This window comes from Dyella jiangningensis, from assembly GCF_003264855.1.
Lineage (GTDB): Bacteria > Pseudomonadota > Gammaproteobacteria > Xanthomonadales > Rhodanobacteraceae > Dyella > Dyella jiangningensis_C.
This window is the reverse complement of sequence record NZ_NFZS01000004.1, coordinates 275,824-297,422: the sequence shown is the minus strand read 5'-3', so window position 1 is coordinate 297,422 and position 21,599 is coordinate 275,824. Positions and strand designations below refer to the sequence as shown.

Sequence of the window (21,599 nt, the reverse complement as noted above, 5' to 3'; positions counted from 1 at the left end):
AATGTGTGGAACAGGGGGACAATGTGAAGGAGCTTGTGCAGGGATGCCGTCCGGCATGCCAGGGCGTGGCGTATCTTTCCGGGCTTTCTCGTATTTTTGCTGCTTTGGCGGTGATCTTTGCGGTCACCGTGGCGCACGCCCAGACCGACAGCGGCGTAGAACCATACGAAGAATTCGGCAAGAAACTTCGTGCCGCCGAGGAAATTACACCGCTAAAGAGCGACCTCTTCGGGGACAAGGTGAGCCTGTACAACGGCTCGACAGAGTTCAATGTTGTTGATGTGAGCGTGCCTGGTAATGGCGGCTTGCCCGTGGAATTTCGCCGAAGACTCATCATTGAGGACCGGCGAAAGACTCCGGGCAATATCGGTGGACTAGGCGACTGGGACGTGGACGTTCCCTATATCGAGGGCACTTTCACACAGCAAAACGGCTGGGTCATCGACAACAACGATTCGCCCGACACTGCGCGCTGCACCAATCAACGATTGCCCTACGTTCGCGTCAGCAACCTGACCTACAAGCCCGATGCCTCTGTTATCTGGGATGGAAACCATCTCCATATTCCGGGCATTGCCGATGACGAGCTGTTGAAGAATACCGAGGCGAAGCTTCCCGCCATCGCGGACGGCAACTCCTATCCATGGGTGACCAAGGGATTTGTTCGTTTGGGCTGTTCGGCCAGCACGGCCAACGGCTACCCGGGCCAGGGATTCGTTGCGATCACGCCGTCAGGCGTGCGCTACACATTCAACTGGGGCGTGACTCGCGCGGCCCCAACCCTCAAACTCGGCAAAAATCAGCTCGTCACGCGGTCGAGGGTATATCTGCTCGCGACGCGCATTGAAGATCGCTTCGGCAACTGGGTGACCTACACCTACAGCGGAGACCAGCTCACGCGCATTGACGCAAGCGATGGCCGAGCCATCACCATCGGATGGTCGGGGAGCACCATTTCGTCGGTAACGAGCGCGGCAGGAGTGTGGAATTACTACTACACGGCAGGAGCGCTGAGCACCGTCAGGCAGCCAGATGCATCACAGTGGAATTACTCCACCATCTCCGGCTCGATGATAACGGTCAAGGGCGGGTTCCCGGACGACTACGTGCCGCCGAACACCCATTGCCAGATGGAGATGGATCCCAATACAGGCGACTTCGTCTACGGCGTGGGCGCGCCCTCTGGCGCCATGGGTGTGTTCCATTTCACCTACATGAGGCATTACCGCAACTACATACCCTTGTCGTGCATCGACGGAAATTCGTACCACTTCTATCCCGACGTGGATGCGTTCTTCGATAACTTCGCATTGCAGTCGAAACAGGTCACAGGCGCCGGACTGAGCACGCTCAACTGGGCCTACGATTACGGTTCGGTCGCTGGTAGCTACTTCACGCCTTCGGTGCCGGGGCCATGGCCGTCGGGTGCTGAAAGCTATGTCCCTCAAGGTACGTGTTCGGCTTGCAGTGTGTCCAAGACGGTCACCGTCACCGGACCTGACGAAATCACCAAGTACGCCTTTGGCGTGCAGTACGCGCGCAACGAGGGCCGTCTGCTACAGACCGAATACGACACCGCTTCCGGGGCGGCGGTCAAAACGGTCAGCACTACCTACGTCGACGACAGCGAAATGGCTGCCCAACCGTTCCCGGAGAATGCGGGGCTTTCTGTACTGCCGTCCTACAAGAACCCCATGGTCGGCCGCATTCGCCCGACGCGATCGACCACGACTGTCCAGGACGGAGATAGCTATACCTGGCTTGCTGAAGCGTTCGATGCGTTCGCACAGCCGACCAAGATCATGCGCTCCAACAGCATTGCGGGACAGACGGCTGTCGAAGAGCAAATCACCTACTTGAACGACTTGCCTCACTGGGTTATTGGGCTCCGCACCCAGCTGGACAACCTCACCACCGGCGAGACGGTCAACAAGGACGTCTATGACCTGACCAAGGTCACGCTGTCCCAGCGTTGGCGCTTCGGTCAGCTGGTAAAGAGCTATGCGTTCAATGGGCAAGGTCTGTTGGCAAGCTTCACAGACGGCAATAGCTACACGACAACCCTTGGCGACTACAAGGGAGGCATCCCCAGAGACATCATCTACCAGGACACTTCCCGTCAGCGACTGGAAGTTGATGACATGGGCCGAATCATCCAGGTGACTGATCAGCTCGGTGCCGTTACCAAGTACGGCTACGACGCTTTGGGAAGGATGACGCGGATTGATTACCCTGCCGGGGATGAGGTTGCGTGGTATCCAAAGGTCTACACCTATGACTATGTGACGGGTGCAGAACGCGGCGTGGGCGCCGGCCATTGGCGACGCACGATGTCCAAGGGCAATGCAACGACGGTGACGTACTTTGACGCCATGTTGCGTCCCGTCTTGGTCGACAGCTCCATCAACGGCGACGGCAGTTCGCATAGCAATGTCCGGAGCGATTACGACTGGCGCGGCCAAAAAACATATGCCTCCTATGCCGTTGGCGGCCAGCCAGACCTTGGCGCAATTTCGTCAGGGACCAGTAGCGTCTACGACATTCTTGGACGGGTGACTCAGGTCCAACAGGCCTCAGAGCTGGGCACATTGACAACAACGATGGAGCATTTGTCCGGGGCGCGCACACGGATCACCGACCCCAAACAATATGTCACCACGCGCACCTTCCAGGTTTTCGATCAGCCGAGTGAGGACGCGGTCATCCAGGTGGCGGCACCTGAGGGCGTGACACAGACGATCGTTCGCGACGTGTACGGGAATCCGCTATCGATCACGCAATCGGGCCTGTATGGCACGGAAAGCGATAGCGTGACCAAGACACTGGTCTACGACAGCTTCCATCGCCTGTGCCGCACGATTGAGCCAGAGAGCGGAAGCGAAGTCACCGACTACGACGGCGCCAACAACGTCAAATGGATCGCATCAGGGCTGACGATCAATGGAGGAAGTTCAGTATGCGGTCGTGATCAGGTTGCCGACGCCGCCAAGACCGTTCGCAACTACGATCAACTGAACCGGCTATGGACCATTCTTCCCCCGGCTGGCACGCAGAGCACCACGTACCACTATTTCGCCACTGGCCAGCTCCAACAGGCTGACTCGGGCATCACGACCTGGATTGCAGATCGCAACAAGTTGGGGCAATTGAAATCCGAAACGCTGGCTGTGAATGGCAATGGCAGCAGCGTCATCCGCTACACACATGATGCCTATGGTTCCACGCGCACGGTTAGCTATCCGGATGGCACCGTGGTGGACTATGCGCCTGACGCTCTGGGCCGTCCGACGCAGGCGGGCGGCTACGCCACCAATGTCAGTTACTTCCCGGATGGCGATATCCAGCACTTCGTTTACGGTAACGGCGCGGAGTATCTGGCACAGAAGAATGCACGCCAGCTGCTCAGTAATTTCACTTACGCGAAGGGCAGTGCGCTCAACATCAGCGAGGATATCTCCTACGACGGAAACGGAAACATTGGATCAATCAATGATCTAGCGGGAGGCGTGCGCAGCAAATCCTTCGGCTATGACGGCCTTAATCGTCTAACCAATGCGCAAGCCCCAGGCATGTGGGGCACGGAGACCTACACCTACGATCCCATCAACAACCTTCGCACACGCCTCACCGCTGGGCAGACCTACACCTATAACTACGACGCCACCAACCGGTTAGCGAATATCTCTCAGGGATCGAGCCCGGTCGTGACGCTCCAGTACGACAACAAGGGCAATGTTTCTAACAGAAACGGCGCCACGTTGCATTTTGACGAGAAGAACCAGCTGCTGGACATCCCTGGTTATGACACTTACGGCTACGACGCCTCCGGTCGACGAGTCGTACGGACTCCAACCGGCGGGCAAGGCTCCGTGTACTACTTCTATACGGACGCAGGACAGTTCCTCTATCAGTTTGATGCTGCCACGACCAAGACGACTGCCTACATCTATTTGGGCAAGAAGCTGATCGCGCGAAATGAGGCATATAACACCATGGTTCGCGGCAACATCGACGGTGTCAACATTGATGGATCGAACAACGCCACGGTCACTGGGTGGGCGTGCTCCTCGGGCCTGACCTCATCGATAAATGTGGATCTGTATGTCGGCGGCCCTGCGGGCACGGGTGTAGCACTCGGTCGCTATCTAGCCAACCAATCGAGCGAAGCTGCGGTCGCGTCAGCCTGTGGCGTGGGGGCAGGGAGCTTCCGCTTCAGTATTCCGCTTACCGCAGCCAATCGAAGCCAATATGTTGGACAGAATATCTATGTCTACGGTATTTCGCCCGTAGGCAACGGCAACCCCGCACTCACCAACAGCGGCACCTACATTGTCCCAGCTTCACCGAATGCGCCGCCGCAACCTGCATCGCTTACCGCGACGCTCGCGGGAGACCTGACGAGCATCTCCGTTACATGGGCTGGATCGAGTGGCGCCACGAGCTACACGTTGCAGCAGAACGTAAGCAATGGCGGCTGGGCACCGGCATACAGTGGCTCTGGCACGAGCTATTTGCTCAGCAATCCGCCCGACGGCGACTACACCTATCGGGTACAAGCGTGCAAATCCAGCGACTGCAGCTTGTTCGTCATTTCAAACACGGTTTCGGTCAGGCACATACCGCTGGCGCCAGCGACGATCTCTGTGCCTGCGACCAGCAATGGCCCGCTCACGGTGAGCTGGGCGGCCAGTGCGTATGCAACAAGCTATACGCTCGAGCAAAGCATCAATGGACAAGCGTGGGCCGCCATCTACACGGGCTCTGCGATCAGCACGTCCTTCAGCGCGAGCACTACAGGCAGCTATACGTTCCGGGTGAAAGCCTGCAATACGAATGGTTGCAGTACGCAATACACGACGAGCTCTGCAGTCACCGTGACCATTCCACCTGGCGCCCCGACGCTAAGCACGCCAAGCGGAAGCACGACGGGAAGCTATACGGTGAGCTGGACCGCCGTTACTGGCGCCACGTATTACAACCTGCAGGAACAAGTCGGCGGAAACTGGAGCACCGTGCAGTCCAATTCCGCCACCAGCTGGGGCGCCTCGGGCAGGGGCAACGGCACCTATGGTTATCGCGTCCAGGCCTGCAACGCCGGCGGCTGCAGCGGCTGGAGCGGCGTAAGCAGCACCACCGTCCTGCTCCCACCGAGCCCCGCACCGAGTATCAGCGCGCCAGGTAGCAACACCACGGGCAGCTATGGCATTAGCTGGAGCAGTAATGCCACAGCGACTTACTACCAGCTTTGGCAGCTCAATCCCGGGGGCGGATGGGGGGTAGCCCAAAGTACTGGCGCTACGAGTTGGTCGGTGAGCGGCAAAACGAGTGGAAATTACCAGTATTTCGTAACCGCCTGTAACGCCAGCGGCTGCAGTGCGGCCAGCGCCACGGCGACTGTCGCCGTGCTCCTGCCGCCGGCCAGTGCACCATCGCCGAGCGTCCCTTCCAACAGCACGAACGGCAGCTACACGGTCAGCTGGAATGCCGTCACTGACGGCGCGTCGTACACGCTACAAGAAAGCGTGAACGGTGGTGGTTGGGCAACCGTTCAAGCCAACGGCGCAACCGCTTGGTCGACTGGCGGTCGCGGCAATGCGAGCTATGGGTACCGCGTGCAAGCTTGCAACGCCAGTGGATGTGGCCCGTGGAGTGGAACCACAACGATAACGGTCCTGTTGCCACCGCCTGCGCCAGCCTGGGTCCAGGCACCTTCATACGTGCATGGGCAGCAGTACTACATCACGTGGGCAAGTTCAGCTACGGCGACGTCGTACAACGTCATTCGAAAGAACCTCGATAACGGGAACACCATCGTCTACACCAGCACGTCGGTGACGACGGTGACCATTCCTATCCCTGGTGCGACGCAGTCCATCCAGTGGGGCGCGCAAGCATGCAACGCGTCCGGATGCTCGGCGACTACTAATGCGCCGAACATTACCAATACCGATCCACCTGGTCCGATCAATTGAGGGGCGGGGACATGGAATTCTGGATGAAGGCTGTAGGAGACCGGCTGAGCCGTGCGTTGCTGATTTTGCTTGCGATAAGTGCTAGCGAAAGAGCTCTCGCCGGTACAGTTACCTATATGTACACCGACCCACAAGGTACGCCGCTGGCTGAAGCTGATACGAGCGGCAATGTAGTGGCGACCTTTGATTACAAGCCTTATGGATCGCAGGCTCTGGGGACCCCAAAAAATGGGCCAGGATATACTGGGCATGTTAACGATGCGGATACGGCGCTCGTTTACATGCAGGCTCGCTACTATGATGCAGCCATCGGGCGCTTCCTTTCGGTTGACCCAAAAAAGGTTAAAAGTGGCGAGCTCTATAGCTTCAATAGATTTGCCTATGCTGACGACAACCCAACGTTAAAGACAGATCCGACAGGGGAGTCGACTTGCGTCGACAAAGACTGCAAGATGTCGACAATCGATGCACATCCAGCAGGGCCTAACGGGCCAACAATTACTTTCCATAACGATAATCCCAAAGGGGCCTCTCCCGCTCAACCCGTCAGTACTGAAACGGCAAAGATGGTAGAGGCCGCGGTGATTGCTTCTGGTGTTTCCTCTGTAAATATCAACAGTACGACCGGCGGGCAGCATGCGCCGACAAGTCGCCACGCCGGCGGGAAGGCCGTTGATATAGACACAGTCAACGGAAAGACTGTTCGTGGTCAAGGGCAATCTAAGGCCGTTCAATCTCTGCAGAAAGCCTTTGAACAACAATCAAATTCGCGTGAGAATTTCGGTCCGGCCGTAATGGAAAAAACCAACGCCATTGGTGGAAAACCCGAACATTTCGATGATCCGAAAGTTGGAGAGGATCATCAGGGACATATCCATGAAAGCGGGCAAAATTGAGTAGGCCATATGATGGTCTACGATCGATGCTAAGGAGTCTTTATGGTTTTTTTTCGGCACGGAATATTAGCGCTTGCGGCGATCCTGTTTTTTGTTGCTTTGCCTGCGATGGCTGACAATGCAAAGCAAAGTTGTGCCAGCGACATTAGATTTGAAGGGGTGTCGTCCATATCAATCAATTCGCTGGGATGGCTCGCGATCCCCAAGTCCATTTCGGCCGCAGAGGGTTCGGTCGTATTTTGGCCATTTGATACTGAGAGTCAGCCTGTTCAGGCTGAGTGGTCTGCGCTCGCAATCGTTTTGGCAAATTCAGGCGACATAGGCGCTAATTCGGTTGGAGGTATTATTTGGGTTAAGAAGACGAAAATATCGGGAGTAAAGATAGACTTGATCTCTAGGCCAGCGGCTTCTGTGACGTTTTCATTTGATAAGGACAATACTAATTGTCGGGAAGGCGTCAAGTTTGAGCTAACAAATAGCTCTGAGGTTAAATTCGGAGGCCGGACTGTCGGTAAAATTAACTAGCTTGATGGGGCGAAGTACGCCTGGGCAGGAGAATGCCGCCAGAGCGCACTCTTGAAGGGGCAACTTTGCAGGCGTATATCAAGCCGTCACTGAATGTGAGGGCGGGTTGCCGGGCCGCGTATACGGACTAACCCCTCCACCACGCTGTTGACATTAGGTTGCAGTAAGCCTGTTACCGCTTACTACCGACTATTGGGGCAAGTCAAATCATTAGGCCGTTGGTGTTGCCGTCACCTCAAATAACAATGGATCAGGTGTAGGTCGTGCCTACCTGAGCATGAAAAGCCTTTTTCGCTGCGATCGAGGCTACGCTGTGCGCATGCCCGTAAAAAGGGGGGGCGCGATATGAAGCATTCAAATGCAGCCGACCGTTGTCGAGTTTCAACGAGCCGAGCACATCGCAGGCAACGGTGTCAGGTTCAGTTCCTCTAAGAAGAAGGTAAACAAAAGGAAGTGAACCTGACACCGTTACTCGCCGGTGAATTTTGCATTGAAATGCACTTCAAGCGATGAAGCGGCAAGTCACTGGCAAACGAACAAGAACCGCCAGTCGGTCCGGCGTTCCTAAGCGCAGGCAACAAAAAAGGCCCCATCGCTGGAGCCTCTAAGTCCCTTGCAACAAGGGTTTGTGCGGTGGTGGGCGATGCAAGGATCGAACTTGCGACACCTGCCGTGTGAAGGCAGTGCTCTACCGCTGAGCTAATCGCCCGCCGAGCGCGCAAATATACGGTGCCCCGGGGGCGGGGTCAAGGCTTTCGATCCAAAAATTGCCATGGACTGGGCAGGCCTGTGAAAGGTGGGCGCGTACAATGTCGCGTTTAACACGATACCGGCCCAGGCTCATGGACTTCCTGCAGCACGAACTCAACCACATTCTCCAAGCCCTGCACAATTTCGAGTTCACGCCCTGGAAGATGGTCGGTTATCTCGGCTCGATCATGTTCACCAGCCGCTGGTTCGTGCAGTTGTACTTCACGCGCAAGCTCAAGCGCGTGGTGATGCCCTTGTCGTTCTGGTGGTTGTCGGTGATCGGCAGTGCGTTGCTGCTGTCGTACTTCGTGTTCGGCAAGAACGACTCGGTGGGCATTCTTTCCAACTTCTTCCCGGCCTTCGTATCGATCTACAACCTCGTGGTGCACATGCGCGAGGTGAAGCGCCGTTCGCTGGTTGAGAGCGAGGTCTGAGGCTTGGCTGTCCTGTCGTTTTTGTAGGAGCGCACCCAGTGCGCGATAAGCCTACGAAGCGATGACGACGCGACGTCGATCGCGCACTGGGTGCGCTCCTACAAAGAGCAGGTACGGCTGCCGTCAGTCGGGGTCGTAGTCGAGGTTGGAGGCGAGCCAGCGTTCCGCCACATCGCGCGTCCAGCCCTTGCGCTTGGCGTAATCCTCGACCTGTTCGCGGGTGAGGCGGCCGACCACGAAGTATTGGCTGTCCGGGTGGGAGAAATACCAACCGGAGACAGCCGCCGTCGGATACATCGCGAAGCCTTCGGTGAGTTCGATGCCGGCGTTGCGGGTGGCGTCGAGCAGGTGGAACAGGGTGGCCTTCTCGGTGTGGTCGGGGCAGGCGGGGTAGCCGGGAGCCGGGCGGATGCCGCGATACTTTTCGTCGATCAGTGCCTTGTTGTCGAACTGCTCGTCCGGTGCATAACCCCAGAATTCGCGACGCACGCGCTCGTGCATGCGCTCGGCAAAGGCTTCGGCCAGGCGGTCGGCCAGCGCCTTGAGCAGGATGGCCGAGTAATCGTCATGGTCGGCTTCGAACCGCGCGACGTGGGCGTCGATGCCGATGCCCGCGGTGACGGCGAAGCCGCCCACCCAGTCGCGCTTGCCGGCGCTTTTGGGTGCGACGAAGTCGGACAGGCAGAAGTCCGGCCGCTCCACCGGCTTGTCCGCCTGCTGGCGCAGGTGATGCAGGACGACCGTCTTGCCGTCGCCGAGCTGCACTTCGACATCGTCGCCGTTGCCGGTCGCCGGCCAGAAGCCGATCACGCCACGAGCCGTGAGCCAGTTCTGCGCAATGAGTTTGTCCAGCATGGCCTGCGCGTCGTTGAACAGTTCACGTGCCTGCTTGCCCACGACCTCGTCGTCGAGGATGGCAGGATAGTGGCCGGCCAGTTCCCACGCGTTGAAGAACGGTGACCAGTCGATGTAGCGACGCAGCTCCGCCAGGTCATAGTTGTCGAACACGGTGATGCCGGGCTGGCGCGGCGCGGGCGGTTCGTAGCTGGCCCAGTCGGTGCTGAAGCGCTGGGCGCGCGCCTTGTCCAGCGGTACCAGCGGCTTCCCGCTGCCGCGCTGCCTGTGGCGCTCGCGCACCTCGGCGTATTCGGCCCGGACCTTGGCCATGAAGTTGTCGACCAGGTCCTTGCTGACCAGCGACTGTGCCACGCCGACGGCGCGCGAGGCGTCCTTCACCCACACCGTGGGCGACTTGTAGTGGGGTTCGATCTTCAGCGCGGTATGCGCGCGCGAGGTGGTGGCGCCCCCGATCAACAGCGGAATGCGGAAGTCCTGGCGCTGCATTTCGCGGGCCACCTGGCTCATTTCCTCGAGCGAGGGCGTGATCAGGCCGGACAGGCCGATGATGTCGGCATTGTGCTCGCGGGCCGTGTCGAGGATCTTCTGCGCCGGCACCATGACGCCGAGGTCGATGACTTCGAAGTTGTTGCAGCGGAGCACCACGGCGACGATGTTCTTGCCGATGTCATGCACGTCGCCCTTGACCGTGGCCATGACGATGGTGCCGTTGTTCTTGCCGGTATCGCCGCTGCGCAGTTTCTCCGCTTCGATGTACGGCAGCAGGTAGGCCACGGCCTTCTTCATCACGCGGGCGGATTTCACCACCTGCGGCAGGAACATCTTGCCCGCGCCGAACAGGTCGCCGACGACGTTCATGCCGTCCATCAGCGGACCTTCGATCACATCGAGCGGCCGCGTGGAGAGCTGGCGCGCCTCCTCGGTGTCTTCGTTCACGAACTGGTCGATGCCGTGGACTAGGGCATGGCTGAGACGTTCGCGTACCGGCTTCTCGCGCCACGCCAGGTTCTCGACGACCGCCTCGCCTTTCTTCGCCTTGAACTTCTCGGCGATCTCCAGCAGGCGCTCGGTGGCGTCGGCGCGGCGGTTGAGCACCACGTCCTCGACGCGCTCGCGCAGTTCTTCCGGCACGTCGTCGTAGATCATCAACGCACCGGCGTTGACGATGCCCATGTCCATGCCCGCCTTGATGGCGTGGTACAGGAACACGGTGTGGATCGCCTCGCGCACCGGGTCGTTGCCGCGGAACGAGAACGACACGTTGGAGACGCCACCGGAGATGTGCGAATCGGGGAAGCGGCGCTTCAGCTCGCGCGTGGCTTCGATGAAGTCCACGGCGTAATTGTTGTGCTCTTCGATGCCGGTGGCGATGGCGAAGATGTTGGGGTCGAAGATGATGTCTTCGGGCGGGAAGTCGAGTTTCGTGGTCAGCAATTCGAAGGCGCGCGAACAGATCTCGACCTTGCGTTCGCAGGTGTCGGCCTGGCCTTGCTCATCGAACGCCATCACCACCACGGCGGCGCCGTATTGCTGCACCTTGCGCGCGTGTTCGAGGAACAGTTCCTCGCCTTCCTTCATCGAGATGGAGTTGACGATGCCTTTGCCCTGCAGGCAGCGCAGGCCGGCTTCGATCACGGTCCACTTGGAGGAATCGACCATCACCGGTACGCGCGCGATGTCGGGTTCGGCGGCGATCAGGTTGAGGAAGCGCGTCATCGCGGCTTCCGAATCGATCAGGCCTTCGTCCATGTTGACGTCGATGATCTGCGCGCCGTTGGCAACCTGCTGGCGCGCGACGTCCACGGCTTCCTCGTAGCGATCTTCCTTGATCAGCTTGCGGAACTGCGCGGAGCCGGTGACGTTGGTGCGTTCGCCCACGTTGACGAACAGCAGGTCGGGCGTGATGACCAGCGGTTCGAGTCCGGAGAGGCGGGTATGGCGAGGCATCATCGGGACTCAGGCGACCTTGGCATGGGTGGAAGGAAGCGCGCGCGGGGTGCATTCGCGGACGGCGTCGGCGATGGCCTTGATATGGGCCGGCGTGGTGCCGCAGCAGCCGCCGACGAGATTGAGCAGGCCGTCGCGCGCGAAGCCGCCGATGACGGCGGCCATCTGCTCGGGCGTCTCGTCGTATTCGCCGAAGGCATTCGGCAATCCCGCGTTCGGATGGCTGCTGACGAAGCACTGCGCGACGTTCGAGAGCGTCTGCACGTGCGGGCGCAGGTCGGCGGCTCCCAGTGCGCAATTGAGACCCACCGAGATGGGGCGCGCGTGCTGCACGGAGTAGTAGAACGCTTCGGCGGTCTGGCCCGACAGCGTGCGGCCCGAGCGGTCGGTGATGGTGCCGGAGATCATCACCGGCACGCGCGTGCCGCGCTGGTGGAACAGTTCGCTCAGCGCGAACAGGGCGGCCTTGGCGTTGAGCGTGTCGAAGATGGTCTCGACCATCACGATGTCGGCGCCACCATCGATGAGTCCGCTGGCGGCCTCGGTGTAGTTGGTCACCAGTTCTTCGAAGGTGACATTGCGGAAGCCCGGATCGTTCACGTCGGGCGAGAGCGAAGCGGTGCGGCTGGTGGGACCAAGCACGCCGATCACAAAGCGCGGCTTGTCCGGCGTCTTCGCTTCCCACGCATCGCAAGCCGCACGTGCGAGGCGTGCACCTTCGCGGTTCAACTCGTAGGCCAGGTGTTCCAGGTGGTAGTCGGCCTGGCTGATGCGGGTGGAGTTGAACGTATTGGTCTCGACCAGGTCGGCGCCGGCTTCGAGATAGGCCTCATGCACACCACGGATGATGTCCGGGTTGGTGAGCGTGAGCAGGTCGTTGTTGCCCTTGAGGTCGCAACTGCCCGGATGGTCGTGCGTGTGCGCGCTGTCGTGGCCGTCGACGAAGCGCTGGCCGCGGAAAGCGGTTTCGTCCAGCTCGTGACGCTGCAGCATGGTCCCCATGCCGCCGTCGAGGATGAGGATGCGTTCGCCGAGCAGGCGCTGCAGCAGAGCGACACGTTCGGGATGGAGCCAGGGTAGCGTGCTCATGGGCGTTCTCTTCAAGGCTTGCGGGCGAGCAGACTGATCACTTCGAAGTGCGGCGCCTTGCGCTCGCGGCTCAGTCGATTGCAGCTGATGACTTCCAGTCCGGCGGACATGGCAAAGCCATCCAGTTCGCTGGAGGAGAAGCCGAGGTTGCGATGGTCGAATGGTTCCACTACCGCGCGGTGATCGTGCTTGCCCAGCGTGACGGCAAGCAACCGGCCACCGCTGCGCAACAGCCGCGATGCTTCGGACACCGCTTTCGCCGGGTGTTCCGCGTAGGTGAGGGCGTGCAACATCAGTACAAGGTCGAAGCGTCGCTCGCCCAGGTCCAGTGCATGCATGTCGCCCTGGCGTACTTCCACGTTGGTGAATGGCTTGAGGCGTTGCGCGGCCGCTTCCACGACGCGGTCGCTGCTGTCCACGCAGACGATGGATCGTGCGTGGGGCGCCAGAAGTTCGGCGGTGATGCCGTCGCCGGAGGCAATGTCGAGCACGTCGCCGGTTTCCAGCAATTGCAGCAGCGAACGGGCGAGCGTTTCCCATGTGCGACCCGGCGAATAATGGCGCTCCATGTCGCCGGCCACCGTGTCTGCCCAGCCTTCCTCACGGGCGCGCTGCGCCAGCACGCCCGGCAGGCGCGCGGCGTCTTCGCGCAGCAGGGCGTCGTCGATGCTCTCGCGCAGGGACTTGAGCAAGGCCTGCTGGGGTTCGTCGCTGTCGCCGTTGGCGCGGTAATAGGCGGACACACCGGCGCGGCGGTCGCGCACCAGTTCCGCTTCCTTGAGCTTCGCAAGATGCGTGGACACGCGCGGCTGGGCCAGGTGCAGCACCGCCGCCAGCTCGGCCACGGTCAGCTCTTCCCGCTCGAGCAAGGCAAGCAGGCGCACCCGGGTGGGGTCCGCCAGCAGGCGCAGGATGCTGGAGACGGCGGCCAGATCCATGGTTATCCTTATATCGCGATACAGAGATGCAATAGGCTAGGCCTAGGGTCGCGGGGCGTCAAGTTTGGCGGGGTCACGTAGGAGCGCACCTTGTGCGCGAAAAGCCTACGGAGCGGCGATGCCGGGGTCCTGCGGTCGCGCACCGGGTGCGCTCCTACAAGGAGGGAGAGGGGCCTTGCTGCACCCGCACAGAGGGTATCGGCGCGGGCGGGCTAAAATAGGCGGCTTCCTCCTTCCCCTTGGAGCCGTCATGGATTTCCGTTTTACCGAAGACCAGCTGTCGATTCAGGCCATTGCCCGCGATTTCGCGCAGAAGCGCATCGTGCCGGTGGCGGCCGAGTTGGATGAGAAGGGGGAGTTCCCGCTCGAGAACATTCGCGAGATGGGCCAACTGGGGCTGATGGGCATCGAGGTGCCGACCGAATACGGCGGCGCGGGCATGGATCCGATCGCCTATGTGCTGGCGATGATCGAGATCGCCGCGGCCGATGCCGCCACCGCGACCATCATGTCGGTCAACAACTCGCTGTTCTGCACCGGCATCCTCAAGCACGGCACGGAAGACCAGAAGCAGAAATACGTGCGTGCCATCGCGCAAGGCGAAGCCATCGGCGCCTACGCGCTCACCGAGCCGCAGTCCGGTTCCGACGCGTCAGCCATGCATACCCGCGCCACGAAGAACGCCAACGGTGACTGGGTCATCAACGGCAAGAAGAGCTGGATTACCTCGGGCATGGTGGCGCGCTACATCATCCTGTTCGCCATTACCACGCCGGGCATCGGCGCCAAGGGCGTGTCCGCCTTCATCATCGACACGCAGCTGCCGGGATTCCATGCCGGCAAGAGCGAACCGAAGCTGGGCATTCGCGCCTCGGCCACGTGCGAAATCGAATTTACCGATTACGTGTGCCCGAAGGAAAACCTGCTGGGCGAGGAAGGCAAGGGCTTCGCGATGGGCATGAGCCTGCTCGACGCCGGCCGCATCGGCATCGCGTCGCAGGCCGTGGGTATCGCGCGCGCCGCCTACGACGCCTCGGTGCAGTGGTCGCGCGATCGCAAGGCGTTCGGCCAGCCCATCGGCACCTTCCAGATGACACAAGCGAAGATCGCCGACATGAAGTGCAAGCTCGACGCCGCCATGCTGCTCACGCTGCGCGCTGCGTGGACCAAGGGCGAAGCGGAGAAGAACGGCGGCCGCTTCGGCACCGAGGCTTCCATGGCCAAGCTCATGGCGTCCGAGGCCGCGATGTGGATTTCGCATCAGGCCGTGCAGATCCACGGTGGCATGGGCTACTCCAGGGAGATGCCGCTGGAGCGTTACTTCCGCGATGCCAAGATCACCGAGATCTACGAAGGAACCAGCGAAATCCAGCGCATCGTGATCGCCCGCGCCGAAACCGGCCTGCGCTGAGCGGTTGGTGGTATCAGGGCTTCTGGTGCAATGCCGGAAGCTCGGTGGCGCGACCGCGAAGCGCCACCGGGGCTTGCTGACAGGCCATAGCGGAAAGAGCTGACGCAGAGGTTGACGGTTATCTGGTTGATCGCAAATACTTGCGATCAACCAGGGAGTGGTCCCCCTCCCGCCAAGGATGGCGCCATGCTGACATTTCTGCTCGTCGTGCTGGCGCTGATCGCGCTCGCGGTGTTTCCGGTCATGTATACCGCGAGGGCGCTGGGAGCGGAAAAGACCAGCATCGGCTCGGTTCTGTTGGTGCTGGTGCTGCAGCTTTGTCTCTCCAGGCTGGTGGACATGGTGATCTCCTCGGGTCTGGTGGCGGCGCTGGCTGGATTCTTCGGCGGCGCGCTCATCATCCAGATGGTGATGGTGACCACCTACAAGCGCGCGTTGCTCATCAGCCTGGTGAGTTCGGTGATCACCATCATCGGCGTGTTGCTGCTCATCAAACTGATGGGCAACCATGGGGCACCGGTCGAGGAAGTGTCCATGCTGCTCACGGCCCAGTCGGGACGCATCGCCTGATTTTTTGCAAAGGTCCGGCGCCTCGCTGGCAGTCTCGGCAAACGCGGCCCAGCGTCGAGGTGCGTCGTGAACTGACTGGAAATGGCGATGCCGGCACCTCGGTGGAAGCGGTCCGCGGCCCGGCGTGGTGACGCGCAATCGCCTCGCCCGGCGGTTTTCCAGCGATGCGGCGATCTTCGGCACGGTGGTTGCTTCGTAGTCCGGGTCTGCCACCCTGCGACGCGAGCGCACTGCCCATGAGCCAAATCGATACCCCGCTGGAGCAAGAAAGCGCGATCTACAAGACCCTGCTGGAATCCACCAAGGCCATTCCGTGGCGTATCCATTGGGACAGTCTGTCATTCTCCTACATCGGTCCGCAGATCGAAGCGCTGCTCGGCTGGGAGCCGGCGAGCTGGGTCAGCGTGCAGGACTGGGCTGATCGCATCCATCCTGACGACCGCGAGTGGGCGGTCAATTTCTGCGTGGCGCAATCCAAGGCGGGCGTGGACCACGAGGCGGATTATCGTGCGCTGTGCAAGGACGGCAGCTACGTGTGGATACGCGATGTCGTGCACGTGGTGCGTCGCGAAGACGGCAGCGTGGATTCGCTGGTCGGCTTCATGTTCGACATCAGCGAGCGCAAGCGCACCGAGCAACGCCTCATCGAATTGCAGCGCGAGCTTGAAGCGCTTTCCTTCAAGGACGGCTTGACAGGTATCGCCAATCGGCGGCGCTTCGACGCGGTATTCGAAGAGGATTGGGTCGATGCCCGCCGCAGCGGCAAGCCGCTGTCGCTGCTGGTGATCGATATCGATTTCTTCAAGCAATACAACGACCACTACGGCCACGTGCAGGGCGACTACTGCCTGAAGATGGTGGCCAAGGTGCTGGAGAAGGCGGTGCGCCGCAGCCACGACTTCCTGGCGCGCTTCGGTGGGGAGGAGTTCGTGCTGGTGCTGCCGGAGACCGATGCCGATTCGGCCCGCCAGGTGGCCGAGCGCTGCCAGGAGTTGCTGGTGCAGGAGTGGATCCCGCATGAGCGCTCGATGACGGGCAAGGCGCTGACCGTGAGCATCGGCGTGGGCACCGTGGTGCCGATGTATGGCGATGAGCGCCAGTCGTTCCTTGAGCTGGTGGATCGGCGGCTGTACCAGGCGAAGCTGCGCGGGCGCAACTGCATCGCCTGCGCGGACTGACCGGTTCCACCAGGCATGAAAAAAGCCCCGGTCCTGCGACCGGGGCTTTTCGTTGGACGACGCGCGGCTTGGTTACGAGCCGCGGCGCGGATCCGAGTCGAACGGCTGCATGCCGCCCGGCCCGCCATCCTGCGGCGGGTTGGTTCCCGCATCACCTGCGGCAGCCGCCTCGCCATGCGCCTGGCGGATCTTGTGCGATGCCTCGTCCAGCTTGTCGCCCAGCAGGCGGCGCACCGTCACGTAGAACACCGGGATCAACAGCAGGCCCAGGAACGTGGCGAAGATCATGCCGCCGATCACGCCCGTGCCGATCGAGTGACGGGAGTTGGCGCCGGCACCGGTGGAAATGGCCAGCGGGAACACGCCCAGGATGAACGCCATCGAGGTCATCAGGATCGGGCGCAGTCGCTGGCGGGAGGCCGTGATCACCGCATTGAACAACGACTGGCCTTCCTGCTGCTGCTCGACCGCGAATTCCACGATCAGGATCGCGTTCTTCGCCGCCAGACCGATCACCGTGATCAGGCCGATCTTGAAGTACATGTCGTTCGGCATGCCGCGCAGCATCGAGAACACCACGGTGCCGAGCAGGCCGAGCGGAACCACCAGCAGCACGGCCACCGGGATCGACCAGCTTTCGTACAGGGCTGCCAGGCAGAGGAACACGATCAGGATCGACAGCACCAGCAGCAGCGTGGCCGAGTTGCCAGCCAGGATTTCCTGGTAGGACTGACCCGTCCAGTCGGAGCCGAAGCCCTTGGGCAGGTCGTTCTCGACGATGCCCTGCAGTGCCGCCATGGCCTGGCCGGTGGAATAACCCGGCGCTTCGCTACCTACGATTTCCACTGCCGAGTAGCCGTTGTAGCGGGTGAGGGCAGGCGAGCCCATGTCCCACTTGGACTGCACCACGCTGGAGATCGGGATCATGTTGTACGGGTTGGTGGTCGACACCGTCGACGCGCTGGTGGACCCGGTTGCCAGGCTGCTCGGCGTGTACAGGTGCTGCAGCGCATCCGGACCCATGCGATAGGTCTGGTCCGCCTGCATGTAGACGCGCTTCACGCGGCCGCCATACACGAAGTCGTTGACGTACACCGGCGCCAGCGCAAGCTGGATGGCCGTATAGACGTCGCTGACCGACAGACCCATCGCCTGTGCCTGCGTGCGATCCACCTTCAGGTCCCACTGCGGGGCATCCGGCAGCGAGTTGGGACGCACGCCGAACAGGGCCTTGTTGTCCTTGGCCTTGGCCAGCGCCATGCCCATCGCCTGCATCAGCTCGCCATGCGTCTGGCCGGCGCGTGCCTGCAGGTACATGTCGATGCCGCCGAACTGGCTGAGGCCGCGGATGGTCGGGAGGTTCACCACGAAGATCTGCGCATCGCGAATGCCGTGGAACACGCCATTCAACTGCATGATCAGCTCGTCCGCGGTGATCGAGCGCTCCTTCCAGTCCTTGAGCTTGATGAAGGCCATGCCCGTGCTTTCGCTGGTGCCGATGAAGCTGAAGCCTGAGATCTGGTACATGCCGACGATGGCGTCGTTCTGCGGGCTCTGCTTCAGGCGCTCGCGCATTTCCGTCATCACCTCCTGCGTGCGGTGCAGGGTGGCACCCGGCGGCAGGTTGACGATGGCAAGCGCGAAGCCCTGGTCTTCGCTGGGCACGAAACTGGTCGGCAGCCTGGTGTACAGGAAGCCCGTGAAAGCGACGATTACCGCGAACACCAGCATCCAGCGTGGCGCATGGCGCGTCGCGCTGCCGATGTGGCCGCTGTAGGTGTGCGTCACCCAATCGAACACGCGATTGAAGCCGCGATAGACGACGTTCTTCTTGTGCTCGTGCGTCGGCTTGAGGATGGTGGCGCAGAGGGCCGGGGTGAACGACAGCGCAAGGAACGCCGAGAAGCCCATCGACACGGCGATGGTCAGCGCGAACTGCTTGTAGATGATGCCGGACGCACCGGGCTGCAACGCGGACGGCACGAACACCGCCGCCAGCACCACGGTGATGGCCACGACGGCGCCGGTGATCTGGCCCATCGCCTTGCGCGTCGCTTCCTTCGGTGACAGTCCTTCCTCGGACATGATGCGTTCGACGTTCTCGATCACCACGATCGCGTCGTCCACCACGATGCCGATGGCCAGCACCATGCCGAACAAGGTCAGCTGGTTGATGGTGAAGCCGAGTCCGACCAGGCCGATGAAGGTGCCGAGCAGCGCGACCGGGATCACCAGGGTGGGGATCACCGTGGCGCGGAAGTTCTGCAGGAAGATCAACATCACCAGGAAGACCAGAATGATGGCCTCCACCAGCGTGTGCACCACTTCCTCGATCGAGATCTTCACGAACGGGGTGGTGTCGTACGGCGCAAACCAGGTGACGCCTTCCGGGAAGTCCTTGGAAAGTTCGGCCATCTTGGCCTTGACCGCATCGGCCACGTCCAGCGCGTTCGCGCCCGGCAGCAGCTGCACGCCGAGACCGCCGACCTGCTGGCCATTCCAGGTGGAGGCACGACCATAGGTCTGCGGACCAAAGCTGATCCTCGCCACATCGCTGAGCTTGACGACGGTGCCATTGCTGTTGGCGCGCAGGATGATGTTGCCGAACTCATCCGGCGTGGAGAACCGCCCCTCGGCAGACACCGTGGCGGTGAAGCTCTGATCCTTCGGGGACGGGTCGGCACCCAGCGAGCCGGCAGCGAACTGCACGTTCTGCGTGGCAACAGCGTTGCGCACTTCCGTGGCGGAGAGGCCGTAACCCTGCAGCTTGTCCGGGTTCAGCCAGATGCGCACGCCGTACTCGGAGCCGACCAGGAAGGTGTTGCCTACGCCAGGAATGCGGCCGACCTGGTCCGCCACCTGCGACGCGATGATGTCGGCGAGACGATTGGCGTCAATGTCGGGATTGGTCGACACCAGCGAGACGAACATCAGGAAGTCGGGGTTGTTCTTGGACACCACCACGCCTTGCTGAGTCACCGCCGTGGGCAGACGCGGCTGTGCCAGCTGCACCTTGTTCTGCACCTGCACCTGGGCGATGTCCGCATTGGTGCCGGTCTCGAAGGTCAGCGTGATGGACGCCGAGCCGTTGGCGCCCGATGACGAGCTGAAGTACAGCAGGTGGTCGATGCCGGTGAGCTGCTGCTCGATCACCTGGGTGACGTTCTTTTCCACCGTGTCGGCGTTGGCGCCGGGATAGGTCGCGGATACCACCACCTGTGGCGGCGCGATGTTGGGATACGACTCGATACCCATGTTCAGCACGGAGATCGCGCCGACGAGGGTGATGAGAATGGCGACCACCCACGCGAAGATGGGGCGGTCAATAAAGAAACTCGGCATGTCTGTCGACTCCCTTACTGCTTGCCGGTAGCAGGCTTGGCGTTACCGGCCGCTCCCGCCGGAGCCTTCTGGTCGGGCTGCCACGGCGAGGCCTTGGCCGGCGCACCCGGCTGCACGGTCTGCAGGCCCGAGACGATGACCTGGTCGCCCGTCGCGAGGCCGCTGGTGACGATCCAGTTGCCCGCACGCATGTTCTCGGCGGTGACGTCCTTGCGTACGACCTTGCCATCCTGGCCGACCACCAGTGCATAGGCGCCGCCGACGTCGCGCAGGATGCCCTGCTGCGGAATCAGGAACACGTTCTGCTGGTCGCCGAGGTTGGCGCTGATGGTCACGTAGGTGCCCGGCAGCAGGCGATGGGTCGGATTGGGCAGCTGCGCACGCAGGTTCACCGCACCGGTGGTCGGATCGACCGTGGCGCCGGAGAAATCCAGCGTGCCCACCTGGTCGTACTTGCTGCCGTCGGGCAGGGTCACCTGCACGGTCGTCTTGTTCTGGTCGGACAGCACCACCTTGCCGGCCGTCTGCGCGGCGCGCAGGCGATCGAGGTCGGTCGAGCTCACGGTGAAATTCACGTAGAGCGGATCGAGCTGGTCCACCGTGGTCAGCAGCGTGGCGTTGCTGCCGGCATCGGTCGTGCCGTTGCCGACGATGGCGCCTTCGGTCACCTGCTGCTGGCCGGCGCGGCCGTCGATCGGCGAGGTCACGCGGGTGAAGCCCAGGTTGATGCGGGCGGTTTCCACCGCGGCCTTGGCCTGCTGCACGGCCGCGCTGCTGCTGCGCTCATTGGCTTCGGCGAGGTCCAGGTCGGACTGCGAGACGAAGCCCTGCGGACGCAGCTTGCGGAAGCGCTCGGCGGCCTTGTGGTAGTTCTCGTAGGTGGCCTGGGCCGAGGCCAGGTTGCCCTGGGCGGAGGCGAGGCTGGCCTGGTAGACCGACGGATCGATCTCGAACAGCACCTGGCCCTGCTTCACGTCAGTGCCTTCCTGGTAGACGCGCTTGAGCAGCACGCCCGACACGCGGGCGCGGACGTCGGCGCTGCGGAACGCGGAGACTCGACCCACCAGGTCCTTGGTCAACGGGGTGCTCTGCGGCTGGGCCCGGATGACGCCGACTTCCGGCGTGGGCATTTGCTGCTGGCCTTGTTCCTTGCCTTTGCCACAGGCGGCCAGAGAGAGCAGGCCAAGGCACAGCAGGAGTGTGCGCAGTGACGTGGACTTCATGTGGGCTCCATTCTTCTTGATGTGTCTTGGGGGATGCAGCGTGTCGACGCCTCTCCGGGCGGCAACCGTGGGTCCGGCTAGCTTTGGAACACAGCAAACCCGTGCCGGCTCGAGGTCCCCGCGGGGCCTGAAACAGCACGGGAGCGCGGCTGCCATGGCTTGGATCAAAAGCAGACGGGCGTGGACTATACCGTACAGTTTACAATTTGTAGAGCCATGGGACCTGCCTCCAGCCTGCTTTCGTACTCCCTGGGCCATGTCGGGTGAGGGAAGGTGGCAGCGGTAGCAGTCCCCTTAGTCCAGTCCTGGGCACAATTTTGGCTCAATTCCGTGAAAGTAGAGTGTCGGAACGCCTACGCCGCGTTCCGATATCGCTGTCTTGCATGGTGCCAGCAACCTTATCGCATGGCCTGTGCCGTTGGTCCGGTCTCCCCTGCGATGGTTTTCGGTTGCGGCGCTTGCCCAC

12 protein-coding genes and 1 tRNA gene are annotated in these 21,599 nt (G+C 61.5%); 7 read left to right on the top strand and 6 right to left on the bottom strand.

What is annotated here, in order from left to right; genetic code table 11:
- Window positions 1-23 precede the first annotated feature (23 nt).
- Genes CA260_RS13940 through CA260_RS20955 form a run of 3 tightly spaced genes read left to right on the top strand, consistent with a single transcriptional unit; the run spans window position 24 to window position 7,393 of the window.
- Window positions 24-5,972, top strand: a complete 5,949-nt coding sequence (locus CA260_RS13940) for a hypothetical protein (protein WP_146745354.1) — start codon at window positions 24-26, stop codon at window positions 5,970-5,972.
- Between the two features lie 11 nt (window positions 5,973-5,983).
- Complete coding sequence (locus tag CA260_RS13935) at window positions 5,984-6,868, top strand: RHS repeat domain-containing protein (RefSeq protein ID WP_111983674.1); 885 nt, start codon at window positions 5,984-5,986, stop codon at window positions 6,866-6,868.
- A gap of 42 nt (window positions 6,869-6,910) precedes the next feature.
- Window positions 6,911-7,393, top strand: a complete 483-nt coding sequence (locus CA260_RS20955) for a hypothetical protein (RefSeq protein ID WP_146745353.1) — start codon at window positions 6,911-6,913, stop codon at window positions 7,391-7,393.
- A 634-nt stretch (window positions 7,394-8,027) separates the two neighbouring features.
- On the opposite strand, the gene CA260_RS13930 is transcribed toward CA260_RS20955, so the two are convergent.
- Window positions 8,028-8,102: transfer RNA gene (locus CA260_RS13930), tRNA-Val, on the bottom strand.
- Window positions 8,103-8,235: 133 nt separating this feature from the next.
- Here CA260_RS13930 and CA260_RS13925 point away from each other — a divergent pair.
- Window positions 8,236-8,577, top strand: coding sequence for a lipid-A-disaccharide synthase N-terminal domain-containing protein (locus CA260_RS13925; protein WP_111983673.1), 342 nt, complete (start codon window positions 8,236-8,238; stop codon window positions 8,575-8,577).
- Between the two features lie 123 nt (window positions 8,578-8,700).
- Here the strand turns inward: CA260_RS13925 and metH are convergent, their stop codons facing one another.
- From metH to CA260_RS13910, 3 genes are read right to left on the bottom strand one after another with little or no spacing between them, the layout of a single operon-like run.
- On the bottom strand, window positions 8,701-11,385 hold the full coding sequence (metH, locus tag CA260_RS13920; protein ID WP_111983672.1) for a methionine synthase: 2,685 nt from the start codon (window positions 11,383-11,385) through the stop codon (window positions 8,701-8,703).
- A 6-nt stretch (window positions 11,386-11,391) separates the two neighbouring features.
- Window positions 11,392-12,471, bottom strand: coding sequence for a homocysteine S-methyltransferase family protein (locus CA260_RS13915; RefSeq protein WP_111983671.1), 1,080 nt, complete (start codon window positions 12,469-12,471; stop codon window positions 11,392-11,394).
- Between the two features lie 11 nt (window positions 12,472-12,482).
- Window positions 12,483-13,409, bottom strand: a complete 927-nt coding sequence (locus CA260_RS13910; protein ID WP_111983670.1) for an ArsR/SmtB family transcription factor — start codon at window positions 13,407-13,409, stop codon at window positions 12,483-12,485.
- Between the two features lie 250 nt (window positions 13,410-13,659).
- On the opposite strand from CA260_RS13910, the gene CA260_RS13905 reads away from it, so the two are divergent.
- From CA260_RS13905 to CA260_RS13895, 3 genes are all read left to right on the top strand, one after another.
- Window positions 13,660-14,820 carry an acyl-CoA dehydrogenase family protein gene (locus tag CA260_RS13905; protein ID WP_111983669.1) on the top strand — a complete coding sequence of 387 codons (1,161 nt, stop codon included), beginning with the start codon at window positions 13,660-13,662 and terminating at the stop codon, window positions 14,818-14,820.
- 186 nt (window positions 14,821-15,006) lie between these two features.
- Window positions 15,007-15,390, top strand: a complete 384-nt coding sequence (locus tag CA260_RS13900) for a hypothetical protein (protein ID WP_111983668.1) — start codon at window positions 15,007-15,009, stop codon at window positions 15,388-15,390.
- Window positions 15,391-15,626: 236 nt separating this feature from the next.
- Window positions 15,627-16,568: a GGDEF domain-containing protein gene (locus CA260_RS13895; protein WP_111983667.1), complete on the top strand. Its 942-nt coding sequence runs from the start codon at window positions 15,627-15,629 to the stop codon at window positions 16,566-16,568.
- Window positions 16,569-16,640: 72 nt separating this feature from the next.
- Here the strand turns inward: CA260_RS13895 and CA260_RS13890 are convergent, their stop codons facing one another.
- Window positions 16,641-19,910 (bottom strand): efflux RND transporter permease subunit, encoded by a 3,270-nt coding sequence (locus CA260_RS13890; RefSeq protein ID WP_111983666.1) that lies wholly within the window; start codon window positions 19,908-19,910, stop codon window positions 16,641-16,643.
- A 14-nt stretch (window positions 19,911-19,924) separates the two neighbouring features.
- Complete coding sequence (locus CA260_RS13885; RefSeq protein WP_111983665.1) at window positions 19,925-21,133, bottom strand: efflux RND transporter periplasmic adaptor subunit; 1,209 nt, start codon at window positions 21,131-21,133, stop codon at window positions 19,925-19,927.
- Between the last annotated feature and the right edge of the window lie 466 nt (window positions 21,134-21,599).

Bases quoted from the DNA above. Each gene is read 5' to 3' on its own strand.
- CA260_RS13935 (WP_111983674.1), top strand. From the start codon at position 5,984: ATGGAATTCTGGATGAAGGCTGTAGGAGACCGGCTGAGCCGTGCGTTG.
- CA260_RS20955 (WP_146745353.1), top strand. From the start codon at position 6,911: ATGGTTTTTTTTCGGCACGGAATATTAGCGCTTGCGGCGATCCTGTTT.
- CA260_RS13925 (WP_111983673.1), top strand. From the start codon at position 8,236: ATGGACTTCCTGCAGCACGAACTCAACCACATTCTCCAAGCCCTGCAC.
- metH (WP_111983672.1), bottom strand. From the start codon at position 11,385: ATGATGCCTCGCCATACCCGCCTCTCCGGACTCGAACCGCTGGTCATC.
- CA260_RS13915 (WP_111983671.1), bottom strand. From the start codon at position 12,471: ATGAGCACGCTACCCTGGCTCCATCCCGAACGTGTCGCTCTGCTGCAG.
- CA260_RS13910 (WP_111983670.1), bottom strand. From the start codon at position 13,409: ATGGATCTGGCCGCCGTCTCCAGCATCCTGCGCCTGCTGGCGGACCCC.
- CA260_RS13905 (WP_111983669.1), top strand. From the start codon at position 13,660: ATGGATTTCCGTTTTACCGAAGACCAGCTGTCGATTCAGGCCATTGCC.
- CA260_RS13900 (WP_111983668.1), top strand. From the start codon at position 15,007: ATGCTGACATTTCTGCTCGTCGTGCTGGCGCTGATCGCGCTCGCGGTG.
- CA260_RS13895 (WP_111983667.1), top strand. From the start codon at position 15,627: ATGAGCCAAATCGATACCCCGCTGGAGCAAGAAAGCGCGATCTACAAG.
- CA260_RS13890 (WP_111983666.1), bottom strand. From the start codon at position 19,910: ATGCCGAGTTTCTTTATTGACCGCCCCATCTTCGCGTGGGTGGTCGCC.
- CA260_RS13885 (WP_111983665.1), bottom strand. From the start codon at position 21,133: ATGAAGTCCACGTCACTGCGCACACTCCTGCTGTGCCTTGGCCTGCTC.